The following is a 16,799-nucleotide window of genomic DNA, read 5'->3' as shown; positions in this document are numbered from 1 at the left end:
GCCCCACCCCGCCTTTCCCGGCTTTAGCCGACAGCCTGGCCGGCTTTGGCGGCCAGCTCCGTGCTGATGTCCCACAAGCGTGCGGCGCCTTGCTCGCTCTGCGCAGCGACCGACAATCCGGCGGGCTTGCGCTTGGAGAAATACTGGCCGGTCGCATCTGGCGCCCCGCCCCTTGCAAGCCAGAGTATTGTATCCGCGCCCTGTTCAGGCGTCAGCGAGAACGGTTTTGCGAAGAAATACATCAGCTTGACGCAAGATTGCCGTGACTGTCGAAGTTGGCTTGCACGACGCCGGGATGCACGCATGCTTGACCCGCTTCGCCATTTCCCGCGTGAACAAGATATTGGCGAGCTTGGACTGGGTATAGGCATCGCTGGCGCTGAATGACTGCACCTGCTGCAGATCGTCCCACTTCATGTCCTTGATGAATTTGAACGCGACCGATGCGGTCGTGACCACATGTGATCCGGGTGCCGCCGCCTTCAGTAAGAGCAGCAGGCGGTCGGTCAGCAGGAAAACGGCAAGGTGATTGGCGGCAAAGGTCTGTTCAAATCCGTCGGCGGTTTCCACCCGCCTCGACGGCGTGGCGCCTGCATTGTTCACCAACAGGTCGATGCGGTCGGTCGATGCTGCGACCTGCGATGCGAACGCGTCCACTTTGTCCATGATCGACAAGTCGGCTCTCAGCATGTTGACCTGCGCCCCGGGCGCGGCAGAGCGGATTTCCGCAAGCGCGGCTTCACAGCGCGCGGGATGACGGCCTTGCGCGATCACCCGCCAGCCGTCGCGCGCCAGTTCACGCGCGACGACCAGGCCAATGCCCGAGCTTGCTCCGGTTACGACTGCTGTTTTGATGCCGTGATACTCCTGCCTGCGATGAAGCCGGTCACCAGTGCCGGACCGACATTGCATCCATGCGCCGGAGACTTGCCCTGCCAGATCGAATTGGCATCCAGCCCGGCGGCCCAGAGGCCCGGGATCGGCTGACCGCTCTCATCCTTGACGCGGCATTGCGCGTCGATCTTCACGCCAACGGTCGTCGATCCGTCACCGGGGAAGATCTGGACCGCGTAATATGGCCCCGCGCCGATCGGCCCAAAGCATGGATTGGGCTTGTGAGCGGGATCGCCGATTTCCTGGTCGATCAGCGTGTCGCCCTTGCCGAATTCGCTGTCGCGCCCGGTTTTCGCATCGGCATCGACCCGCGCGGCGGTTGCTTCCAGCGCCTTGGGATCGACCCCAATCCGGGCGGCCAGTTCGGCCAGTGTATTGCCCTTTTTCATATAGCCGGACGCAACGAGTTCCTTCATCTTGCTGCCCCCCGGAAGTGACAGGCCCATGCCGTATTTCTTGACGTTCTTCGCGTTCGAGATGATCCAGGCGGGCACATTGCCGGTCGCGTGCATGTCCTCGACAAAATGGACCCCGGCTTCGTTGCCAAAGCGTTTGCCGTCCTTGCCCACGGCGACGCAGCCGGGCTTCGACATGTCGATCAGATGCGCGTAGCGTTCGACATAGCCATCATCGCGCGTCCGCTTTGATACCACGGCCCAGACCGCATTGGCATGGTTGTCGGTGCCCAGAACGGCTCCCGAAGCAGTCGCCGCATTTATGCCGTCTCCGGTATTATGATACGGCAGGATGGAAACATGCTGCTCGGCATAGGGCAGATATGCCTTGCGCATCTGTTCGTTGGCGGAAAAACCGCCAGCCGCCAGAACGACGCCCTTGTCGGCCGAAATCTCGGCTTGCTTGCCGTCTATGGTCGCGACGACGCCCGTGACCCTGCCGCGATCGGTAAGCAGTCTTTCGACCGGTGCGCTGGCGTAGAGGTCCACCCCCGCGTCCAGCACCGAACGGTAAAGCCTGCCCATCAGCGCATTGCCCATCGTCAAGCGTGAGCCGCGTCCCAGCTTCTTCTTGTCGAAAGCAAAACGAACGGCGATCTTGGCCATGTACCACAACGCACCGGGTTGCGGCAGTTTGGCGATATAGGGCAGGTCGAACAAATCGATCATCATCCCGCCGGGCGCGTTGAATTCCTCGCGCGGCTTAGACAGATTGTCGAAATCTGAGCCGAGCTGCTTGGCATCATATTCGGCCGGAGCGAGCAACCGCCCCTCGTGCATCGCGCCCTCGACCTCGGGGTACCAGTCGCTTGACGGGGGCGAGAGGAGGAAATGGACCGAACTATTGGCCTCAAGCCATTTCACCATTTCCGGACCGGTTTCGATATAGGCCTCGATCAGCTCGCGCTCTGCCCGGTTGCCGACGACGGCAAGCGAGTAATCCAGCGCCTTCTGCCTGCTGTCGTCCACCCCCGCCGCAACGGCCTGCGGGCTTTCGGGTATCCAGACCCCGCCACCGGAAATGGCCGTTGTCCCGCCGAAATGCGGCGCCTTTTCCAGCACGGCCACCTTGCAACCCGCTTTTGCGGCGACCAGCGCTGCCGTCAGCCCCGCACCGCCGGAACCCATCACCACGACGTCGTACTGCATCGAATTTCCCTTCACGCACACATGATCGATCGCATGGCCTTGTCGTCGATCCCCAACTGGCCCGCGCAATCGAGCCCGTCCCAATATTCCCGCCACCAGACGATCCGGCCGGCATCATCCAGATCGAACACGCCGACGACATGGGTGGTGGTTTCCCGTCCGTCCTTCAGCTGCCGGCACGTGTCGACCCGTTCCGTAAAAACGGTCGATCCCGCAGCGGCGACATTGCGAATATCGCAGGCGCATTCGTCATACAGTTCGTATTGTCGCTCCAGCTCTTCGCAAATGGCGTCCGCGCCATGCCTTAGCGGAGCGATCGGCACGACCGGCTGATACCGGGCATCGTCAGCCAGCATCGCGCGTACTGCCCCCACATCCAGCTTGCGGGTGTGGAACAAGGACAGGAATTGCCGGACGACGGTTTCGGCGTTCATGCTGCACCTTACCTGCGCGCCGAAAAAGGCGGCGACCTTGCCGGTATCGAAATACTCGCGTCCGTGGACGATCAAACCATCCTTGATCACGAATAGATCGTGATATTCATTGGCATAGACTCGGTCGCCGAAATGCATTTCCGACCGCACCTCTGCCGCAACCGTGTCGCCTTCCGCGACCATGCCCACGATGCGAACCTTGCGGTACGAAGCGGTCAGCAGCATGCCCTTGACCGCGTCGGTATAGGCTTCCCGCGATATTTCGCCCGATCCGATCATCCACCACGTGCATTCTGGCGCCTGCAATTGCTCGATTACTTCAAGCTCGCCGGTTTCGACCGCGCCGAGGAAGCGGCGCACGATATCCTTGTTCTGTTCGTTCTGAGTCATTTCGGTCTCTCCCCGTCGCCGCTTCATCCCCCTGCCCGTCCCGTCCCGCCCCTTTCCTTGGACAGGTTGCTCCATCAGGCACTCTGCGAAGCATGGCGACAAGAGAGGACCATGCCGCACATCGCGACGCCGGTTCGAAGGTTTGAAAACAGACAGATCGCAAGGAGCTGACCGTTGGATCCGCACGCCCCCGCCCAATATAAAAGCGCCGTCGTCGACACGAATTGCGTGCCGCGTCCCTATCCCGCGCGCACCGACAAGCTGCCGACAAGTCTGGAGGATGTCGACGCCGAGTGGCTGGGCCGGATGATGAGCTATAAATATCCGGGCGTCGCGGCGCGCAGCATGGAAACCGTCCAACTGCTTAACAGCCACACGACCAAATGGCGCGTGAAAGTCGACTGGAACGATGCGGGCAAGGCCGCGGGACTGCCCGAGCATGTCTGCATGAAGGCGAACTGGTCGGGATCGTTCGACAATGTCGATATTCACGCCGTCGAAGCGCGCTTTTACCACTTCCTGATCGGCGAGATGAAAGTGCCGACGGCCAAATGCTATTACGCCGATTGGGACGATGACGGCAGTGCGCACGGCTTCGTGGTGCTGGAAGACCTGGTGCAGCGCGGCGGCAAGTTCGGCCACAGCACCGATGCCAATGGCGTCGATATGATCATCGACAACCTCGAAGGCCTCGCCAGGCTGCATGGCAGCCTTTGGGGGAGCGAGAAAATCAGCACCGCCAACGCACCGTGGCTCCAGACCCAGATGGACACGCCTGTCGACAGCGATCAGGTGCGGATCATGTGGCAATGGATCGAAGCCAATCTGGAGGATCCCGCTTTTCGCGCCATCGCGCCGCAGCATTACCTTGACGATCCGCGCAAGGTGGAGCGCGCATTCGACCGTCTGGGCGAACTTGAGCGGGCCTATGATGCGCCGCATTGCATCGTGCTGGGCGACTGCCATCAGGGCAATACCTATATCCTGCCCGACGGCGACCGGCTCTGGCTGGACTGGCAGCTGGTCCGTCGCGGCCGCCCATGGCGCGACCTGACCTATTTCGTGATCGGCGCGCTCAGTATCGAGGAGCGTCGCAAGCATCACAAGGACATAGTGAAGCAATATCGCGAATATCTGATCGCGACCGGTGCGCAGGGCGTTCCCGATTTTGATGAGGCATGGGAACAGACGCGGCTTTTCGTGATGTACGGATTGCAAGCCTGGGTCGCCAATCTCGATGAGTGGGGACAGAACGGCCTTCCCATGAACGAACGCTTTTTCACGGCCGCCGAGGATTACGGCACATGGCAGCTTCTGGGGGAATAGGAATGGGTCTGGTCGAGGGCAAGATCGCCATCGTTACCGGCGGCGCCGCCAATATCGGGGAAGCCTGCGCCCGCATGCTGGCCGCGAACGGCGCGTCGGTCGCAATTGCCGATATCGACGACGAAGGCGCCCGGCGGGTGGCATCCGCGATTGTTGCGACCGGCGGCAATGCCATCGCCCTGAAGGTCGACCTGGGCGACGAAGCCAGCGTCGCTGCAATGGTGGCCGCGGCGGTCGACGAATTCGGCAGAATCGACGTCCTCCACAACAATGCGGCCAATACCGGCGCCCAGCAGATGACACGTGACCGCTCGCTGGCCGAAATGGAGTCCGAAGTGTGGGACGCGGCCTTCGACATCAATGTGCGCGGCACGATGTTCGTGACCAAGCATGTCGTTCCGCACATGATCGCAGCGGGCGGCGGTTCGATCGTCAACACCAGCTCGGGCGTTTCGCTGCTCGGCGACGTGCTCAATCCTGCCTATAGCGCGTCCAAGGCCGCGGTGAATGCGCTGACGCGCAATACGGCCACGCAGTTCGGGCGGGCCAATATCCGCTGCAATGCCGTGCTGCCCGGCCTCGTACTCAGCCCCGTGGCGCGCGCGCAAATGACCGACCATCAACTCGCCATGATCCAGCGCCACGTGCTTCTGCCCCGCGAAAGCGTCGCGGATGATATCGCGGGCGCCGTGCTGTGGCTGGCGTCGGATCTTTCGGGCTTTGTCACCGGCCAGATCATCTCGGCCGACGGCGGCATCGCTCACCACCAGCCCCATTACGCCGACATGCTGGACATGTTCGCAGCAATGCCGGGGTAACGGGAAGAAACCTTATCGGTCAGATAGCCGGCATGATTTCCTCGGCGACCCAGTGCTGGCGGTCAATCCATGCCTGCTTTCCCGACAGGCCCGGCGGCAAGGGCACGATGGTTTCGGTAATGCCCAATTCCTTCAGCCAGCCGATCTGGTCGATGATCTTCTGCTTGTCCTCTGTCCCCGGCGCGCGGGCATCATCCAGGATTTCGTGATGCGCACCGACGTTCAGCATTTCGAGGGCAAAGAACATCTCCAGCCGCCTACCGTCATATTCCGGTTGTGACTTGATGTAGTCGATGCAGTCGGGAAAGCTTTCGGGCGGTGTGCGGAACGGGGACCAGCCATTGCCGAACTTCGCCACCCGCCGCTGAACTGCAGGCGCATCGCCGCCAAACCAGATCGGCATGTGCGGTTTCTGAAGCGGCTTGGGCGCGAAACCGCAATTTTTGAAGCTGACGAATTCGCCCTCGAATTCCGGATCGTGCTTCGTCCAGAGTTCAATCATCGCCGCAATATATTCATCCGCCATCGCGCCGCGTTTTTCGAACGGCACGCCCAGCATGTCGAATTCTTCCTTCAGCCAGCCGACGCCGAATATCGGCTCTGCCCGACCACCCGTCAGCCAGTCGAGCGTCGACCATGCCTTGGCCTGCACGATGGGGCTTTGCAGCGGCAGGATGGAGATCGAGGACGCAAGGCGCAGGTTTTTCGTCTGCCCTCCATAAAACCCGAGCGCCACGGCAGTGTGGAAATACCAGTCGCCCGACAGCTCGATATGTTCCTTCGGAATGACGAAATGTTCACCCAGCATGCATTTGTAGAAGCCGAGCTGGTCCGCGACCGCCATCAGTTCCCCGACATCGGCTCCGGTCAGCGGATCCTCCCATGGCTGGACCATGGCGGCAACCTTCATACTCTTGGGGATACCGATACTCAGTTTCATGACTGCCTCTCCTGCGCTGGTGTGCCGGGCGGATAACAGTCCGGCGCGGTCAAACTACCTGCCGGAAGAAAGGCGGTTTAGACACGCAGTCCGCGTTCCTGCAGGAACTCCAAGTCGGCAGGTGTATCGAGATCGGCCGACAGGCCCGTCCGCTGAAATACGGGCATGGCAACATCCAAGGCGCAGTGAAGAATGCGACTGCCCTGCCCGAATTGGAACGAGAACGACCGACCGTCAGCCAGTGCCAATGCATTGGTGCCCTGCCCCAATCGATCCGTCGCAAGGGCCGCGCCATGGAGAGCTGCCGCGTCAAGTAGAGCGTCGACATCGTCCCGCGCCAACAAGGGCAGGTCTGCGTGGATCACAAGCAGCGGCGACGCACCGAACCCGTGCCGAAACGCCGAAATCTCGGCATTAAGCCCCAGCCCGCCGTCTTTGGCCCAATCGGTCGCCGGATGGTCGAAGGCCTCATTCGAAAGCACGACTCTCCGGTCGATCGCCGGACATTGCGCCAGAACGTCGATCACGTGCCATGCCATGTCTAATGCCAGACGCCCGCGTGCGTCGGCATCCAGCACTCCTTTCAGCCGGGACTTGCCCGCAGGGCCGGTGCGGATCGGGACTAGCGCCGTCCATGCCATCAGCGCGACGATCGTTCGGCCAGATCCATAGCGGCAACCGCGACAAGGTGCCTGTCCTGCGCCGAGTTCATGAGCGTGTCGGTTTCGGCACAAGGAGGGTCGGAAGGGTGAGGGTCGCCCTGGTGCACAAGCATCGCATCCAGCAAATCGCCGTAATGTTCGGCAATCGTCTGGTTCGTCACCGAAAGGCCCATTTCGTCCATCAGCTTGGCCGTCGGCCCCTTGACCGCTTTTCCGCCCACCAGCGGCGACACCGCGACCAGCGGCGCATTCCTGCGTTCCAGCGCCTGGCGCAGGCCGGGAACCGCCAATATGGGATCGATGCTGAGCCACGGGTTGGATGGCGCGATCAGGATCATATCGGCGGCTTCGATGGCCGCCACCACGCCCGGTGCCGGCAAGGCGGCATCGGCACCTTCGAAGCGGATCGCATTGACGCGCGGTTCGCACCGCCGCGCCACGAAATAGCGCTGGAAGGGCAACAATCCCTCGTCCGTTTGCAGCCAAGTCGCGACGGGATCGTCGCTCATCGGCAGGATGGTCAGGCCTAGACCCCATTGGAGGGCAAAACCCCGCACGATTTCAGACAGAGGCTGGCCCGCGTCCCTGGCCGCCCGGCGCATGACATGCAGCGCGAGGTCGCCATCGCCGAGGTTGAACCAGTCCTCGCCGCCAAGGCTCTTTACCGCATCCATGAATGACCATGTTTCACCTTCGCGGCCCCAGCCGAGACGGGCATTGGACAGCCCGGCCAGCGTGTAGAGCAAGGTGTCGATATCGGGCGAAATCGGCAGGCCGAAATGCTCGAAATCATCGCCAGTGTTCACGATCGCCGTCAGGTGAGTGCCGGGCACGATCTGCTGCAAGCCCTCGACCAGCTTGGCGCCGCCCACGCCTCCGGTCAGGACAGTGACTCGTGCGCTCATCGGAACAAATCCTCGCCCGCCGGACGCAGCAGGTTCCGGCTGGTCTGGTCGCCGTGCTGCCATGGCAGGCCGCGCAGCACGCAGGCCGGCAAGCCCTCGGGGCCCTCGCCCATCACAAGCCCGGCCGCTCCCGCTGCGGCATCGGCGAAGGCGATTTGCGTCACCTGCATGATCCGCCCGTCCCTGTCGGGCTTGCCACGCTCATCGATCACGGCGGGAGGACCAGCCACGCCGATCGCCACATTGGTCGTCCCGATCCGCCATGGACGGCCAAAGCTGTCGGAGATGATAACACCGGGCCTGATGCCGGTTCGGGCGTGGCATGCATGGGCGATGCGGGCCGCGCTAGCATCGGGATCTTCGGGCAGTAAAAGCACCTTTTCCTCGCCACTGGTACCCAGATTGGAGGCATCGATGCCGGCATTCGCCATCACATGGCCCAGCCTGTGCCGCGTTATCAGCACATTGGGCACCGCTCTCACCAGGTCGCTGGATTCGCGCAGCACCAGCTCGACCAGCGCGGGGTCTTTACAGGTCTGGCGGGCAAGATCGCGCGCGCTGTCGCTAAATTCGACCGACGAGAGCGCGACCATCCTGCCTTCCGACTTCGATACGATTTTCTGCGTGACGACAAGGATATCGCCGGGCGCAAGGCCGGGATCGCCTTGGGCGAGTCGATCCGCCAAAATGGAAGGCAGGTCATCGCCACCAAGGAATTCGGGCAAATCGCCGACGGGATGTACGCTGAACATCGTCAATCGGGGGCGTTCAATTCGCCCGTGATGCGAATTCCGGCGCCGTCCACCTTGTAGTTCTTGTTGATGAAGATGAGCAGCGAGGTCATCGCCTCGGCAGCCGCCGCGTTGACCAGCGGGCCGGCATGGATTCCGCGTTGCCCGATGGCTTCTGCCAGTGCGACGATTTCGGCACGTGCCGCCTTGTCGTCACCGAACACCAGAATGTCGCAATCGACGAAGCCATCCTCTGCCAGGCGATGCGCCGCGACATTGTGGAACGCCGCGACCAGCCGGACATCGTCGCCCAGCAGATTGCTAGCGCAGACTGCCGCCGAACCTTCGTCGGGCAATTGGACGCGCATCACCTTGGGCGGAACGAGCGGGACCGTCGTATCGACGACGATTTTGCCGGCGACATGCGGCTTGATATCGGCCAGCGTCGCCGCTTGGGCGGAAAAGGGCACGGTGACTAGCACGATGTCACCCGCTCGCGCCGCATCGGCATTGGCCATGCCGGTCAGCCCGTGGCCGAGTTCCTCTGCCCGGGCAATGGCCGCTTCGGCAGAGCGCGATCCGATGATCACCTGATGCCCTGCCTTGGCAATCCGCCATGCTATCGCACTGCCCAGATTGCCCGTGCCGCCGACTACTGCGATCGTCTGGCTCATAAACTATTCCAATCCTGTCAAATTATGCGACGGTCTCGCCTGTAGCCAGACCGTAAACCGTGGTGCGTTCCTGCAGACGGCGACCGATGCCATGCGCCAGCGCGCGCATTTCGGGAACACCGAATTCCTGTCCGTTGACGCCGCCCGCAGCGCGCGTGATCGATTCGTCCATCAGCGTCCCGCCCAGATCATTTGCCCCTGCCTGAAGGATGCGGGCCGCGCCCTCCGGACCCAGCTTTACCCAACTGACCTGAATATTCGGAATGGCACCGTCGAGCGCAATACGGGAAACGGCATGCATCAGTACTGTTTCGCGCCATGTCGGGCCAGAGCGGGTCTGCCCGCGCCGCCAGTTCGGCGCCTCCATATGGACGAACGGCAAGGGCACGAATTCGGTGAATCCACCCGTTTCCATCTGCAATTCGCGCAGGCGCAGCAGATGCGTGGCCCAGTGAGCATAGGTTTCGACATGGCCGAACATGATCGTGGATGTGGTCTTCAGCCCCACCTTGTGCGCAGCCTGCATCACCGCTAGCCATTCGCCGGTCGAGAGCTTGTCGGGGCAAATGATGTCGCGGATATCGTCCGACAGGATTTCCGCCGCGGTTCCCGGCAATGTCGCCAGCCCGCATTCCTTCAGCGAGGCGAGGTAATCTTCGTAATCCAGCCCCAGCGTGGTGGCGCCGTGATGCACCTCCAGCGGCGAGAACGCGTGGACATGCATGTCCGGCACCGCATCTTTCACCGCTTGCACGATCCCGCGATAAGTGTTGCCGTCATAGCTGGGGTGGATGCCCCCTTGCAGGCACACCTCGCTCGCGCCGCGTTCGCGCGCTTCGACCGTGCGGCGGGCGATTTCGGCATGGTCGATATTGTACGCCGGGCCGCGCTCGCTCTTGGTGCTGCCCTTGGAAAAGGCACAGAATCCGCAGCGATAGAGGCAGATATTGGTATAATTGATGTTGCGATTGATCACATGGGTGACGGTATCGCCCACCCTGTCATGCCGCAATTCGTCGGCAACGCGGCAGATCCGCTCGAAATCGCGGCCTTCGGCCCCGAACATTCTTTCGATGTGGAACGCGCCAAGCTCCTCGCCGTGCTCGACCCGGCCCAGGGCTATGCGGATTTCCTTGTCCCCTCCGATACCGATGGACATCGGCCCTTCAGGTATCGCCCCGCCGGTGCCGGGATGCCAGTCGCTGTCTCGCGGTAGTCCGCGCGCATCGATGGCCCTTCGAATGCGCGGCTGAAGCGCCTCGTCCGTCCACAATCCGGGTGCACGAGCGAATGCCGGGCCGATGGCAAGCCGCTGGCGCAGGTGCCGACCGGCCTCCTCGGTCTGGGTCTCCAGCTGCTCAAGATGTGGCCAGGGCGCTTCGGGGTTCACATGGTCGAGCGTGACCGGCGAAACCCCGCCCCAGTCGTTGACGCCCGCACGGATAAGCTTGCCCAGCTGTCCCGGCTGCAGGTTGGGCGGTGCCTGCACCACCATTTCCGCCTGAAGGATCAAGCGGGCAGCGGCGGTCGTCCAGAGATGTTCGTCGAGCCCGATATCGGGCGTTGCTGCCATCAGCGTCCCGGTCTTGGCGCGGAAGTTCTGGATGATGACTTCCTGGATATGGCCATGGCGCGCATGCAGATCGCGGATTGCAAGCAGTGCCTCCACCCGTTCCAGCCGCGTTTCGCCGATCCCGATCAGCAGGCCGGTGGTAAAGGGCACCTTTGCCTCGCCAGCATCGCGCAGGGATTTCAGGCGGACTTCCGGTATCTTGTCGGGCGACCCGTAATGCGGCATTCCCTTGCCGCACAGCCGGTCCGACGTGCTTTCCAGCATCAATCCCATCGAAGCCGAAACTGGGCGCAGCTTTTCGTAATCGGCAGCCGTCATGATCCCGGGGTTGAGATGCGGCAGAAGGCTCGTTTCTTCGGGGACAAGCGCGGCGACATGCGCCAGATAGTCCAGCGTGCTCGCAAAGCCACGCTCATCCAGCCACCGGCGGGCGGCGGAATAGCGGGCCTCGGGCTGGTCGCCCAGAGTGAACAATGCTTCGCGGCAACCGCGCTGTTCGCCTGCGCGGGCGATCTCAAGCACTTCTTCCGGTTCGAGGAACGGCGCCGTCAGTTGCGACGGGCGGTGAGCGAACGTGCAGTAATGGCAAACATCGCGGCACAATTTCGTCAGCGGTATGAAAACCTTGCGCGAATAGGTGACCACCGCGCCATGCGCCGCAATCGTCTTGGCCTCGGCCTCTGCGGCCAGTTCGTCCAGCGAGAAACGCTCCAGCCTGTCCAGCCAATCGCGCGCTTCGGTCCTGTTCCACCATTGTGCCATATCGCGTTACATTCTCTTTCTTGCGGCTGCGAGGCCGCGGATCGTCGTGAGCGGATCGGCATGCCCGGGAAGTGCGGCGATAAGCGTGGAAACACCCATCGCTTCCATCCTGGCCATGACCCCTGCCACGTGGTCTTCAGGTCCCGCGATCGTATCGAAATCCTGCAGGAATTCGGTGAGCCCCATCTCGTCCATCAGCCGAACGTTGCGTCCGCCGACCACGACATGTTCCGATGGATCATAACGTGCCTGAAAAGCCTGGACGAGCGGGCGGACATTATCGGGCAGCATCGCCAACGTCTCGGGCGTACGAAAGGCCATCGCATTGACGGCAATAAAAGCCTTCAGGTCGTCGATGGCCTGCTGCCGCTGCTCGCGCACCGAAATATAGCTGGTCACCCAGATGTCGAGCGCATCGGCATCGCGGCCCGCCCTGGTGGCGGCATCGCGCAGCGCGTCAATCCTATGCTCCAGCGCATCGAGGCTCTGATCGCCTGCAAACAGGATCGCTCCATCGGCAAGCTCTCCTGCAAGCGCGAGCGCCTTAGGGCCGAAAGCGGAATAATAGATCGGAACCTTGCGCGCGAAGCGAAGCGATTTGACGGGCCGCCCTTCCCACTCGATCTCTTCGCCGGCGAAAAGCTGGCGCAGGGCGACCAGTTCGGCCCGCACTTCCTTTTGCGTGGCCGGTGCGCGCCCCACGGCCAGGACCGTGCTGCCCCCTGTCGCAAATCCCATGACCGCCCGCCCGCCCGTCAAATCGTTGATGGTGGCAAAGGCACTGGCCGCGACGAGCGGGTGGCGCATGAACGGAGATGTCACAAGCGAGCCGATCAGCGCCTTGGGCGCTTCCAGTGCCGCCAATGTCATGGAGGTGACCATTTCATGCCAGCCGGACGGCGAATCCCCGACCGTGACCAGATCATAGTCCAGCTCTGCCGCCAGCCTCACCTCGCTGCGGAACAAGTCCAGCGAGGTTCCCCACATCGAACAAATACCCAGCTTCATCGATCGCGTTCCCAGCAAACGCAACGGACCGGCGGCGCAAATTGACTGCGCTGACTATCGCCGCGTCCCCTGTGGCGTCCTGGTCCTGCGTGGGTCATTTCCTGCTCAGATATTGGTCCGGTCGCCGCCCTTGAGGTCAAGGATCTGGCGCGCTTCGTCAGGCGTTGCCACGGACAGGCCCATGCCTTCCACGATGGCCTTTGCGGTCGCGACCTGTTCCGCGTTGGTTTCCGCCAGTCGGCCCGGCCCGGCCCAGAGCGAATCTTCAAGGCCCACGCGAACATTGCCGCCCATCGATGCCGCCATGGCGACGATGCTCATCTGCCGTGCGCCGGCCCCCAGCACCGACCATTCATACTGGTCGCCGAACAGCCTGTCCGCCGTGCGCTTCATGTGCTGGATATCATCAGGGTGGCTGCCGATGCCCCCAAGGATGCCGAAGCAGGTCTGAACGAACAGCGGAGCCTTCACCAGCCCGCGATCGAGGAAATGCGCCAGATTGTACAGATGGCTGGTATCATAGCATTCGAACTCGAACCGCGTGCCCAGCGGGGAAAGCAGTTCCAGCAGCCCTTCGATATCCTTGTAGGTGTTCTTGAATACAAGGTCGCGCGATGCCTCAAGCGTGGCCGGCTCCCAGTCGTATTTCCAGTCCTTGTAGCGGTTCAGCATCGGGAACAGGCCGAACCCCATCGAACCCATGTTGAGGCTGGCGACTTCCGGTGCGAAACGCGTTGCCGGTCTCAACCTTTCCTCCAGCGTCATTGAGGGATGGCCGCCGGTGGTGATGTTCAGCACCGCATCGGTCCGCTGCTTGATGACCTTGAGGAAGGGTTCGTAGAGATCGGGATTCTGGTCCGGTCGCCCGTTCTTGGGATTGCGGGCGTGCAAATGAATGATGGCCGCGCCCGCTTCCGCCGCGCCGATGGCCGCTTCCGCAATCTCGTCAGCGGTCACCGGCAAATGCGGCGACATGCTCGGCGTATGGATCGCGCCGGTCACCGCGCAGCTGATGATTACCTTGCCCTTGGCCACAATATTCTCCCGCCACGAATGCTATAGTTTCTCCTTCGCTAGAACCTCCGGCACCAGGCGCAATCTAACCTTCGATAGGGTGTCACGACAAAACTCCCAGCTGCCTTGCCCGCAAGACGGCTTGCGGACGGCGGCGAACGCCCAGCTTGTCGTATATCTGCTGCATGTACCATTTGACGGTGCCTTCCGTCAGGCCGAGGCGGTCGCCGATTTCCCTGTTGCGCAAGCCGCCGCTCACCTGGGTGAGAATCTCGATCTCGCGCAGCGACAGGCCGCCGCTGGGGCCGAACTCGTCATCGTCCTCTTCGTCCTGATCAATCTGCGGATTTCCCTTGAGCAGCTTCACCAAACCATGGGCAAACCTGTCGACCGGATCGTCGAGGATCGGCCCCTTCCCATAGGCGTCGACGATCAGCGCTGCGATCGCTTCCCCTTCGTCGAGAAACGGACGAAGCCAGCCACCTGTCTCGGCCAGTTCCACGGCAGCGCGCACCGAGCGGCGCGCCTCGGACCGGTTGCCGGCCAGCACCGCAATTTCGGCCAGAAGCAGTTCGAACGACAGGGCGGAACGGATGGCGCCGCGGCGGCGTACCAGTTCCAGCCAGCGCTTCGCCACCTTGCGCGAGCGCACCAGCCGGAACCGGTGCATCTCGATCCGCAGCCAGGCAATCGCCAGCCATTCGTTGAGCCGCGACGGATTGAGCGTGGGGACAGGTTCTCCTTCGCCCACCAGGTCGCAGGAATAGAACAGCGTTTCGGCCTGTTCCAGCTGCCCGTTCTTGATCAAAATGCGCACCTGTTCCGACACGACCATGGCCCGCAAACGGTCAAGCCCGCATTCGATCGCGACAAGATGCGCTTCTTCCAGCACCGAAAGCGCCGAGGCGAGGTCGCCATCGGCGGCCGCCAGCCGGGCGCGCACGAGATATCCCGACGCGACCTGATCGACGAAGCCCCATTGGCGAATAGAAGGCATATACTGGTCGACCAACCTGGCTGCCTCGTCCAGTTCGCCGCATTCGTATAATATCTCGGCCAGCGGAAGTGCCGGCAGCGCGCCCAGCCCCGCAACCTCGCTTTCACGCTGGCGCGCGATTTCCTGCGCTTCATGCAGGAACTGCTTTGCGGTTTCCGTCTTGCCCTGTGCGACCAGCGTTGGCGCGACCGACGACTTGAGCGCAATCGATGCGAAGGCCGAACCCGGTCGCGCCAATGCCTTGCGCAATTCACCTTCCAGCCGAAGCATGTCGTGGAAGTGAAAAAGTTCGCGGCGGGCGGAAAGCAGCTGGGCCAGCAGGGTGCAGCTGAGATATGGGTGATCGTCACCCAGATCGGCCAGCAGCGGGCCGCATTCCTCCTCAACCGCGACCATGTCGTCGCGTGCGGCATGCAGCATAACCTTGCGGTGGCGCACATGGAAATCCAGCTGGCGCGCTGCGTAGTCATCCAGCTCGCCGGCATCCATCTTACTTTCGATGGCTTTTTCAGCCGATTCGATCAGGCGTTCGGCGGACGTGAATGCCAGTCGCCTGCTGCGTCGCCATGACATGGCCAGCAGGATCGCTGGCTTGTCCTCGACCACCTGCCACGGCAACCGGCTAGCCAGTTCGTCAAGCCGCTGCATCAGTCCCGCGTAGATCATCTGTTCGGCAAGGGTTTCGATCTGCGACGCAAGGAATTCCTGGTCGGTACTTTGCTCGGCATGCTCCAGCGCAAGGTGGTAATTGCCGGCCTCAGCGTAGAAGCGGCTGGCGCGCCGATGCAATTCGGCTGCGCGTTCAGGTGCCAGCTTCATGAGCCGCCCCAGAACCATATCGCGGAACAGCTTGTAGTGGCGATATTCGCCCTGCTCGCGGTCCAGTTCGATCAGGAAGAGGCCGCGCTCGAAAGCCTCGTCGAGATATTTGCGCGCTTCGCTCTGGCCGATCACCGCAGCGCAGGCAGACGGTGACAGTTCTTTCAGGATCGAGGTGTCGATGATGAAGTTCCGCAATTCCTGCGGAAGGCCCTCGATCACTTCCTCGTGAAAATAGCTGGCATATTCGTAACGCAGCCGACTGGCCGCCCGCTCAGGCATTTCCGCGTGCAAACTATCCTTGTGCCACGTCTGGGAAGCCAGAATCAGGCCGGCGGCCCAGCCCTGTGTATCCAATATCATGCGCTGGATCTGCGCCGCAGTGGGCTCTGCCCCGATTTCCTGCCGCAGCAGGCTGCTTGCTTCCTCTGCATCGAAACACAGGTCCGCCATCCTGACTTCCATCAGGTATCCCAGCGATCGCAGGCGAGCGAGATTGATGTCATTTTCACCGCGCGAGGCCATGACGCTCGTCAATCCGTCGCGTGAACTGAAAATCAGCTGCTCGACGAAATCATGCACCTCGCGGGGTAGCAACTGGGCATCGTCTATGAACAGGATCGGCGCTGCGCCCGATCGCTTGGCAAGCTCGACGAACCATGCACGCGGGTCGCTGGAAGCGATGCCAAGACCCGACACGACACAGGCCTGTGATAGCGCCTCGAGAAAGGTGTCGAGACTGTCGACACCGGCGCGCGCCGCGATCCAAAGAACGGAACGCCCTCGTTCGGCCAGCAGATCGGCCCATCGCAGCATGGCGGTTGTCTTCCCGAAACCGGCCGGAGCGATAACCGTGACTGCGCGATAGCCTGCGATCTTTTCCGCCAGGCCTTCGATCCTGGCCCGTTTCACATACGCGTGCGCCGAACGCGGCGGCACGATCGTGGTTTGCACTAAGCCCATGTGGCTAACCTCTTCACCTCTCCCTGCCGGTCGTATGCCGACGATGCGGCTGTTATCGTGCAGCGCATCCGTCATGGCAAGTCGGATTTCCTATCCGCAGATAGGTTGTGACGAGCTTGCGCGACGATAACCCCACAATCCGATAAAGCTATCGGCGCGCAGGACGATGATCTTGCAGCCAGGGGGAGTGGGGGCATGAATTTCAAATCGCCGCGAGTGCGCCATTCCTCGCGGGGATTCGTCCGGCAGCGGACGAATGCAAGAATCCACGCATGACACACGCAT

At 62.1% G+C, this 16,799-nt stretch carries 15 protein-coding genes; 2 read left to right on the top strand and 13 right to left on the bottom strand.

The genetic code is table 11. The features are described 5' to 3' along the window. Window positions 1-23 precede the first annotated feature (23 nt). From LOZ77_RS02150 to LOZ77_RS02135, 4 genes are read right to left on the bottom strand one after another with little or no spacing between them, the layout of a single operon-like run. Window positions 24-242, bottom strand: coding sequence for a hypothetical protein (locus LOZ77_RS02150; protein WP_230280574.1), 219 nt, complete (start codon window positions 240-242; stop codon window positions 24-26). Further along, complete coding sequence (locus LOZ77_RS02145) at window positions 205-912, bottom strand: SDR family NAD(P)-dependent oxidoreductase (RefSeq protein WP_230280573.1); 708 nt, start codon at window positions 910-912, stop codon at window positions 205-207. The genes LOZ77_RS02150 and LOZ77_RS02145 overlap by 38 nt, the downstream gene beginning before the upstream one ends. Beyond that, window positions 837-2,498, bottom strand: a complete 1,662-nt coding sequence (locus tag LOZ77_RS02140; RefSeq protein ID WP_230280572.1) for an FAD-dependent oxidoreductase — start codon at window positions 2,496-2,498, stop codon at window positions 837-839. Before LOZ77_RS02140 ends, LOZ77_RS02145 begins: the two co-directional genes overlap by 76 nt. Before the next feature lie 11 nt (window positions 2,499-2,509). After that, the gene (locus LOZ77_RS02135; RefSeq protein WP_230280571.1) at window positions 2,510-3,322 is read right to left on the bottom strand and encodes a nuclear transport factor 2 family protein; all 813 of its coding nucleotides are present in this window, start codon (window positions 3,320-3,322) and stop codon (window positions 2,510-2,512) included. Window positions 3,323-3,496: 174 nt separating this feature from the next. Here LOZ77_RS02135 and LOZ77_RS02130 point away from each other — a divergent pair, with 174 nt between their 5' ends. Together LOZ77_RS02130 and LOZ77_RS02125 are read left to right on the top strand one after the other, a co-directional pair. Further along, on the top strand, window positions 3,497-4,648 hold the full coding sequence (locus LOZ77_RS02130; protein ID WP_230280570.1) for an ecdysteroid 22-kinase family protein: 1,152 nt from the start codon (window positions 3,497-3,499) through the stop codon (window positions 4,646-4,648). After that, on the top strand, window positions 4,627-5,466 hold the full coding sequence (locus tag LOZ77_RS02125; protein ID WP_230280569.1) for an SDR family NAD(P)-dependent oxidoreductase: 840 nt from the start codon (window positions 4,627-4,629) through the stop codon (window positions 5,464-5,466). The genes LOZ77_RS02130 and LOZ77_RS02125 overlap by 22 nt, the downstream gene beginning before the upstream one ends. A gap of 19 nt (window positions 5,467-5,485) precedes the next feature. Here LOZ77_RS02125 and LOZ77_RS02120 read toward each other — a convergent pair whose 3' ends face one another. The 9 genes from LOZ77_RS02120 to LOZ77_RS02080 form a co-directional block, all read right to left on the bottom strand. Beyond that, window positions 5,486-6,406, bottom strand: coding sequence for a TIGR03619 family F420-dependent LLM class oxidoreductase (locus LOZ77_RS02120; protein ID WP_230280568.1), 921 nt, complete (start codon window positions 6,404-6,406; stop codon window positions 5,486-5,488). Between the two features lie 77 nt (window positions 6,407-6,483). Then, window positions 6,484-7,047 carry a 2-phospho-L-lactate guanylyltransferase gene (gene cofC, locus LOZ77_RS02115; protein WP_230280567.1) on the bottom strand — a complete coding sequence of 188 codons (564 nt, stop codon included), beginning with the start codon at window positions 7,045-7,047 and terminating at the stop codon, window positions 6,484-6,486. Further along, window positions 7,047-7,973: a 2-phospho-L-lactate transferase gene (gene cofD / locus LOZ77_RS02110; protein WP_230280566.1), complete on the bottom strand. Its 927-nt coding sequence runs from the start codon at window positions 7,971-7,973 to the stop codon at window positions 7,047-7,049. The genes cofC and cofD overlap by 1 nt, the downstream gene beginning before the upstream one ends. Next, on the bottom strand, window positions 7,970-8,725 hold the full coding sequence (cofE, locus tag LOZ77_RS02105; RefSeq protein ID WP_230280565.1) for a coenzyme F420-0:L-glutamate ligase: 756 nt from the start codon (window positions 8,723-8,725) through the stop codon (window positions 7,970-7,972). Before cofE ends, cofD begins: the two co-directional genes overlap by 4 nt. A 2-nt stretch (window positions 8,726-8,727) precedes the next feature. Continuing rightward, window positions 8,728-9,378 carry an NADPH-dependent F420 reductase gene (gene npdG / locus LOZ77_RS02100; RefSeq protein ID WP_230280564.1) on the bottom strand — a complete coding sequence of 217 codons (651 nt, stop codon included), beginning with the start codon at window positions 9,376-9,378 and terminating at the stop codon, window positions 8,728-8,730. Window positions 9,379-9,400: 22 nt separating this feature from the next. Beyond that, window positions 9,401-11,713 (bottom strand): 5-amino-6-(D-ribitylamino)uracil--L-tyrosine 4-hydroxyphenyl transferase CofH, encoded by a 2,313-nt coding sequence (gene cofH / locus LOZ77_RS02095; protein ID WP_230280563.1) that lies wholly within the window; start codon window positions 11,711-11,713, stop codon window positions 9,401-9,403. A gap of 6 nt (window positions 11,714-11,719) precedes the next feature. After that, on the bottom strand, window positions 11,720-12,721 hold the full coding sequence (locus LOZ77_RS02090; protein WP_230280562.1) for an LLM class flavin-dependent oxidoreductase: 1,002 nt from the start codon (window positions 12,719-12,721) through the stop codon (window positions 11,720-11,722). 105 nt (window positions 12,722-12,826) lie between these two features. Beyond that, a complete protein-coding gene (locus LOZ77_RS02085) occupies window positions 12,827-13,756 on the bottom strand; it encodes a 3-keto-5-aminohexanoate cleavage protein (protein WP_230280561.1) in 930 nt (309 codons plus the stop codon). An 82-nt stretch (window positions 13,757-13,838) separates the two neighbouring features. Continuing rightward, window positions 13,839-16,589, bottom strand: a complete 2,751-nt coding sequence (locus tag LOZ77_RS02080; protein ID WP_230280560.1) for a LuxR C-terminal-related transcriptional regulator — start codon at window positions 16,587-16,589, stop codon at window positions 13,839-13,841. Between the last annotated feature and the right edge of the window lie 210 nt (window positions 16,590-16,799).

Source organism: Croceicoccus sp. Ery15 (genome assembly GCF_020985305.1).
Lineage (GTDB): Bacteria > Pseudomonadota > Alphaproteobacteria > Sphingomonadales > Sphingomonadaceae > Croceicoccus.
The sequence above is the reverse complement of the archived record's forward strand: the minus strand, read 5'-3'. Positions and strand labels throughout refer to the sequence as shown.